We start from the raw sequence: 7,830 nt of genomic DNA, 5'->3' as shown, positions 1-7,830 counted from the left end.
CAGTCGCGTTCGCGATAGCCGTTGCGCTGGACAAGCCGGTCGGCGGACTTCTCACCGTGACCAGCGCCTGTCAGCCCGCCAACCTCCATCTCCATCAGCCGACCGGCGGCAAACGAGATCATGTCGCGCAAAATATCCGCGTCGGGGGCCTTCTCGACAAGCGCGCGCAAGTGCATCAGGGAATCGGTCATCGTGGTTCTCCAGGTTAGAGCTTCGCAACCCAAACCTATCCGAAAATCACGGTGACCACCCGCGCTGCTGGCCGGACGCTACAGCGCAATATCGAAAGCGCGCGTCCGGCCAGCAGCGCTACCCTCACAACCTACACCACGTACCGGGACGCGACCCATGCACATGATTTTGATGACTTATCGGGATGCCTTTATGAACATTCGTCTGCTCTGCACATCGTCGGTTATTGCTGCCGGTATTTTCCACGCTTCTGCGGCGCAGGCCAGCCCGCCACAGCAGACCGTGGTCGTGAACGGCGGCGGGGCAGGCGGCTATGTGTTGACGGATGCGATCCAGACGTCGAACCAGAATCCCAAGGTCGTCAATTCGGGCAATGGCCAGGTAACCGTCGGCAACGCCCAGGCGGTTCAGGCAGGTTCGAACCTGACAGTGGGCAGCACCACGAGCGAAACGCTGTTCACAAACTTCAACACCCAGGGCGGCACCGGCAGCGGTGGCGGTGCCGGGCTGGGCGGCGTGTTCTTCGTCGACGCCGGTTCCTCGTTGTCGCTGTACAACGTGTCGTTCTCGGCAAACATGGCCAAGGGCGGACAGGGCGGCAGCGCCCCGCAGATCCAGCTCGCGCCGATCTCGGTCGCGGTGCAGAATCAAAGCGTTGATGCCACCGCAACGCAGATTATCAATGCAACCCCGATCATCGCGTCGCAGAACGGTCAGCTGGTGATTACCGGCATGCAGTTGAGCAACGCCAACCCGCTGGTCGCGCAGAACGCCGACGTCAGCCTGGACGGCAATTCGGTCGCATCGAGTGTTGCGTCGGTCACGAACAGCGGACTCACGGTCAATTTCAGCAATGCCGTCGCCGTGTCCAACGCGGCGCTGGTGTCGGTGTCGCAGTCGGTCAACCAACTGTCGAACGCCAACCGCACGATTTCCTTTGCTTCGCCCAACCTGACGTCGAGCCAGGTGGGCACCGGCATGGCGGTGGTCGGTCTGGGTATTCCGGCCGGGACGACCGTACAGTCGCTGACGTATGACATGAACGGTCACGTCACGTCGATGACGCTCTCCGCGGCGGTTGATCCTACCCAGCTGCAGATGGCTACGGTGGCGCTCAACGTGGTCGACATCAATTCGTTTGATGTGTCCAAATTCCAGACCGTCAATGGCAACACGATCAAGCCGAACGCCGTTGCGGGTCTGTCAGTCGGTATGTCGGTGACCGGAACGGGTATTCCGGCGGGCACCGTGATCACGGCGGTGAATTCGGACGGCACGGTCACGCTGAACAACAACATCGCGAGCGCGGTCGGGTTCACTGCGACGCTGCAATCGGTGGTGTCGAACAGCGGCCAGGCCGTGATGAACCTGGGTTCGGTGACGGGCCTTTCGGTTGGCCAGGGTGTAAGCGGCGTCGGCATTCCATCGGGCACGACCATTGTCGCGATCAATGGCAACACCATCACGCTGAGCAATGCGGTGCAGCAGGCGACGCTTGATGCGATTTCCGCGGGCACGATGACGCTGTCGTTCGACAAGGTCATTGCGGTTGCGCAGAACGGATCGACCGGCACCGTTACGTTGTCGTCGACTGCGGGTCTGAAGGTGGGTGCGGTTCTGACCGGCGATTCATCGATCCCCGCCAATGCCCAGATTACCGGCATCACCGGCAACACCGTCACCTATCGGATCAACAGTTCGGCAGCGTTGACCACGGGCGGCAGCATGAACGGCCTTGTCACTTCGGGGGTTACGGGTGCCAATGGCGCCGGTGGCGTGAACGGTGGCTGGTACAACGTCTATTTCCACGATGGTGAAGGTGAATCGGGCACCAACGGCTACAATGCCACCAATCCCAGCAACGCCGGCAGCGGCGTAGGCGCGAAAGGCGGCAATGGCGGCAATGGTTCGAACGGCATTCCGTTCAACTTTGACCTGTTCGACACCGTTGTGTCCGACACGGCAGCGCTGGTGAAGGACGGCGCCGAAGATGCCGCGCTGTTGCTCGATTTCCCGCCCGACGGCGCCGCGTCTGCTGCCAAGGCGGCGACCGTCGCCATGGAAGCGATCAACCTGGCCCAGGCGATTGCCGACACGGTCAAGTGGGGCATCGACCTTTCGAACGGCCAGACCAACTTTGGTGGCGGCGGCGGCAGCGGCGGTAACGGCGGCAACGGCTCGATCTTCTTCGGCGGTGGCGCGGGCGGCAATGGCGGTTCGGGCGGCGCGGGCGCGCTGGCGGTAACCGATGGCGGCGCCGGTGGTCAGGGTGGCTCGGGCGGTGCCGGCGGGTTCGGTGCCGGTGGCGGCTCGGGCGGCGCAGGTGGTGCCGGTGGCGCCAACGGCCAAAGCGTTCCGGGCAGCGACGGCAGCGGCGGTAGCGCCGGCTTCGGCGCGGGCGTCGGCTCGTCCAACGGCGTCGGCGGCGGCGGCGGGTCGGGCTATGGCGGCGCGATCTTCGTCACCAATGGCGGCGCGCTGACCATCAGCGGCAATTCGCTGTTCCAGAACAACAATGTGCTTGGCGGATCGTCAAACAACGGTGGCCAGGCCGGATCTTCGTCGGGCAGTGACCTGTTCATGATGAAGGGCTCGTACGTCGTGCTCAGCCCGGGCGTCGGCAATGTCATCGAATTCGATGGCACGATCGCCGACGACAGCGCAGCGAGCATCGGCAGTGCCTCGTGGGCTTCGGGCGATGGTGCAGACCTGCACATCACCGGCGGCGGCCTGGTGCGACTGCTGGGTGCCAACACCTACACCGGCAACACCTCGATCGAAGGCGCGACGCTGCAGGCCGATGACGGCCAGGGCATCAATTCGGACAGCCACATCCTGTTTGCCGGGCTGGGCACGATCGGCAACGGCCTGTCGACGCTGAACGGCGGCGTGTGGATGCCGGACAGTCAGACCACCGTGGTGCGTCAGGTCGGCGACACGCTGCCGACCCAGATCTCGTGGTCGGGCAGCGGTGGTTTTGCCGCCAATTCGGGCGGTCTGAACCTGAACTTCGGCTCGATCAACGGCGGCCTGGGCCAGACCCTGGTTTGGAACCAGGATGGCTTTGTGCCCGCCGGTTCGACGCTGATCTTCGGCTCTGACGCGGCAGCGGCGACCGGTGTGGTGACACTGGTCAACGACGTGAACCTGAACGCCAACAATGGCCAGATCGCGGTCTATGCCAACACCCCGCAGAACTACAAAACGCCGGGTGCGATCCTGACGGGCAATTGGTCGAACGGCACGCTGACCGTCAACGACACCAGCTATAACGGCACGCTGGCGATGGTCGGGCAGAACTCGCTGTCGGGCATCACGGTCAACAACGGTACCGTGATCACCGCGCTGTTCGATGGCAATGGCAACATCACCCAGACCGGCCAGCTGATGGATCCGACCAACGGCGGTTATGTCAACATCACCGGCCAGGCGATGTTGGCGCTGTACCAGGACGAACGGCTGACCACGGTGTCGGTGGCGCAGGCCGGTACGTTGTTCTCGAACGCGAATGTGACCAGTGGGGATATCCTCAACAGCGGCACGATCGTTTTCAAGGGTTCGGTCAACACCACCGGCGATATCGTCAACACAGGCAGCGGGCTTGTCGACATTTCGGGTGCTGTCAACACCGGGACGATCGCCAACGCGGGTGAAGTTCTGCTTGGTTACGGGGGCAGCCCGTCGGTCACGACCGGGATGATCCAGAATACCAACACCGCGCTGATGCACATTGTAAGCGGAACGGTTGCCACCGGCGGCATCTACAACGATGGCACGCTGACACTGAACGGCACCACGGCAGTTACCACCGGCAATATCACCAACAGCGGTCTTCTGGCGGTTCAGTCGGCGTCGGTCGTCACAGGCGCCCTGTCGAACTACCTGACGATGACCATTGCCGGCACCAACAGCGTTGCCACCGGCAATATCGCCAATGCCTCGAACGGCGTTTTGTCGATCCAGTCGGCCAACATTGCGACGGGAACACTTGTCAACGTTGGTGCGGCATCGCTTGTCGGCGGTACCACCATCACCACCGGTGATGTGGTCAACTCTGCCAATGGCACTCTGATGCTGCAGGCCCCGACGATCACGACGGGCAACCTGACCAACAACACCGGCGCGTCGCTGTGGTGGATGGGCGCGGGCAACACCCAGACCGTGCTCAACGACGTTGGCAGCACATTCTATCTGGCGGGCGATCTGACCGCCAACGGCACGGTCACCAACTATGGCATGCTGTATGTCGTGGGTCAGCTTAACCAGGCCGGCAGCGCCGAAACCGGCCGCGCCACGCGCACGATCTACACCACCGGGTTCTGGGATCCGCAGGGCACCTACCAGCTGGGCGGTCTGACCGGCCTGCTGGCCAACACCCTGATCATCAACCAGTCGGGCAGCAGCGTCAATTCGGGCGTCTTTACCGGCGCCGGTTCGCTGGTGTTCACCGGCGGCGGCACGATGAACATGACGGGTGCCAGCAACTTCACCGGCGGTCTGACGATCGAAGGCGGATCGACCATCGACACCACCGGCGGCGGCACTTTTGCCAATTCGCTGGGCGTCACGGTTGCCGACGGCGCGTCGACGCTGATCGTCGGAACGGCAACCGGGATCGGTTCGCTGACCAACGCAGGGACGGTAACGGCCAACGCCATGTTCGGCGTGGGTGGCAATGTCACCAACACCGGCACGCTGAACGTCAATTATGTCGATCCGAATGCGGCCAGTCCGATGCCCAGCCTGGTGGTCAATGGTTCGGTTACCAACACCGGCGGCACGATCAATCTGGCCGCTGACAGCATCACGCTGATCGGTGGCAACCTGGTCAACAGCGGCACCGTGTCGAACAATGCCGGCGCGCTGCGGGTTGGGGGCAATGTCACCAACTCGGGCACGATCGGCATCGGCGCCAATTCGGTGACCACGTTCACCGGCAGCCTGGCCAACACCGGCATGATCACCACCGCTTCGGCGCTGTCGATCGGCAGCCTGTCGGGCGCCAGCGGCACGATCACGCTGAACAACACCGCGTTGCTGACAATCAACCAGACGGCCAACGGCACTTATTCGGGCACCATTACCGGCAGCGGTTCGGTCCTGAAGGACGGTGCAGCCACGCTGACTCTGGCAGGGGTGGCCAACACCTTCAGCCCGGCCGCGCTTGAAATCGCGCAGGGCACGCTGGCTGTGAACGGGGCAGGCATCCTGAACCAGGCACTCGCCGTGGCGGTCGATGGCGGGGCCACGCTTGGCTTGGTTTCCGGCAACCAGACGATCCACAATCTGACGGGTACCGGCACGCTCGCACTGGGCACCAACAACCTCTACCTTGCCAACGGCGGCACCTTCAACGGCACGGTGACCGGTTCGGGCGCGGTGCAGGTCGCCAGCGGGGCGTTCACGCTGCAGCATGAGATCAATGCCCCGACGGCATTGTTCACCGTGCAGCCCGGCGCGGAAATCACTGTCACCCAGAACGCTGAAGTCGCTGCGGCCGGTCTGAACGTGAACGGCGGCACCATGAACCTGTCGGGTGTGCTCAGTGCGCAGACCACCAATGTTACCAACGGCGGTGTGCTGCATCTGGGCAACGGGCTGGATTACAACCAGGCCGGCTATCAGCTTGGCACGCTGACCTCGGCGCAGGTCGTGGTCAATGGCGGCGCCAGCCTGTCGGGCAACGGTACGGTTGCCGGCTCGGTGCTGGTCGGCGGAACCTCGGCCGGTACGCTGGCTCCGGGCAACTCGCCGGGCCTGATGACCGTGTCCAACCTGACGATGGCGAATGGTTCGACCGCTGCGATGCAGATCGACGGCACGGCCGGAGCGGGCAACCTGGGCGGGAACGACGAAGTCGTGATCACCGGCCAGCTGACTCTGCAATCGGGTTCGGCGCTGTCGATCCTGAAGACGCTGCCGGCCAACCACTTTGAACTGGCACTGGGTCAGCAGATCAAGCTGTTCCAGTTCAATCCGGGCGCCGTGTCGGGCATGTTCGGTTCGGCGTCGACCACCAGCTTTGCCAACAGCGTGATCTTCAACATCCCGACCGGTTCGGTGATCGGGCTGGGTTCGTATACCCCGGCAACGTTCACTGCGGCGGTGACCAATTCGCCCAACGAAGCGGCCATCATGAACGCCATGCTGGTCAACACTGCGGGCGGTGTGAACCAGTATTACGGCGGCAACCTGATGGGTTATGTCACCGGCGCGCTGGCTTCGGGTCAGAACGGTGCCACCGATGCCGCGTTTGCACGGTGGTCGCCGGAAGCGTACTCGGGCATCGTCGATCAGATGAAGCTGTCGGTGATCGACAACCTGCTCGACCTGTCGAGCTATGACACGCTGACCGCAGGCAAGACCTATGCCATCGGCGATATGTCGCGCAGCGGCGTCGATGGCGCGAACGTGTCGGGTTATGCCCAGAACATCTTCCGCGATACCGCGCTGAACGCAGGCTTTGCGCATCAGTTCGGCGGCGCCGAAGTCAGCCTGGCCTTTGGCCACACCATGGGCAGCTTCTACGGCAACAACATCAACGGCACGATCAACGGCAACCAGGTGATCGCCGGTGTGTCGGTGCCGTTTGCGATGGCCCAGAAGATGCGCGTGTTCGGTCAGTTCACCTACGGTGCATACCAGACCAAGGGTTCGCGCATGACCAACACCGGCAATGCCGACTTTGCCGGCGTGCAGAGCCATACCTTCGCGTATGACTTCGGCATGGCGTACCATCAGGGTGGCACCACCCAGGTCGATGTTTCGGCAGAAGCGATCGGCATGAGCGAAACCCTGCGCGGGTTCACTGAAATGGCGGCAGTGGCCAACTCTGCCGGCGTTCTGGACATGATGAGCATCGATCAGACCGATCACACCGCCTGGGTTGCACGTCTGAAGGCAAAGGTCGGCACGCAGCTGGCGCCAAACCTGCTTGGCTTTGTCAAAGTGGTCTATGACCATGAAATGGGCCAGGTGATGACGCCGATCAGCGGCAATGTCGCGGTTGAATCGACCAGCTTCTCGGTCAACAACCCCGGCCTTGGCCGCAGCCGCGCAAGCGCTGGTGCGGGCTTCAAGTTCGATCTGAGCAAGTCGGTTCAGTTCAACGCCGAAGCACGCGCCGGTACCGACGCAACCTACACCTTCAACGGCGGCCTGCGCCTGGTCTTCTAAGTCCGGACAGACCGCACGGCATGAAGGCCTGGCACACTTTCGGGTGCGCCAGGCCTTCGTCGTTTCAGCGTTGGGCGCGCAGCCAGCGCTGCAGGGTGGGCCGTCCGCGCAAAAACACGCGATAGGCGCATTCCAGCAGCCAGGCCGCGGCGGGCCAGCGCGCCACCAGGCCCAGCGGGCGCAGCAGGGGGATCGCCCGCCACATCGCGGCAAACGCCGCAGCACCCGACAGCATGACATCGCCTTCGCGCGCATGAAACCGCGCCAGCAAGGCGGCGCGGTCGATCGGGCAGGATCGGTCGGGGTCGGCCACATCGACAAACGCGATCCGCCCGCGGCGGTCGAGCCGCCGCATCAGCGCGATTTCACGCCGACACAGCGGGCATCCGCCGTCGAACCATACGGTCACCTGTGCCGGGGCTGGTGTCATGCCCTGCGCATGGCGCATGCGGCCGTTTGGCG

3 protein-coding genes are annotated in these 7,830 nt (G+C 63.5%); 1 reads left to right on the top strand and 2 read right to left on the bottom strand.

Annotation, left to right across the window (positions count from 1 at the left end):
• Positions 1-191 (bottom strand): transposase (locus tag G404_RS0111445; protein ID WP_028639974.1); only part of this gene is annotated, 191 nt, incomplete at its 3' end.
• 193 nt (positions 192-384) lie between these two features.
• Here G404_RS0111445 and G404_RS20755 point away from each other — a divergent pair.
• Positions 385-7,368, top strand: coding sequence for an autotransporter outer membrane beta-barrel domain-containing protein (locus G404_RS20755; protein ID WP_156906286.1), 6,984 nt, complete (start codon positions 385-387; stop codon positions 7,366-7,368).
• Between the two features lie 64 nt (positions 7,369-7,432).
• Here G404_RS20755 and G404_RS0111435 read toward each other — a convergent pair whose 3' ends face one another.
• Complete coding sequence (locus G404_RS0111435) at positions 7,433-7,816, bottom strand: thiol-disulfide oxidoreductase DCC family protein (protein ID WP_342663709.1); 384 nt, start codon at positions 7,814-7,816, stop codon at positions 7,433-7,435.
• Positions 7,817-7,830 lie beyond the last annotated feature (14 nt).

Source organism: Novosphingobium acidiphilum DSM 19966, from assembly GCF_000429005.1.
GTDB classification, from domain to species: domain Bacteria; phylum Pseudomonadota; class Alphaproteobacteria; order Sphingomonadales; family Sphingomonadaceae; genus Novosphingobium; species Novosphingobium acidiphilum.
This window is presented reverse-complemented; position numbering and strand designations above follow the sequence as displayed.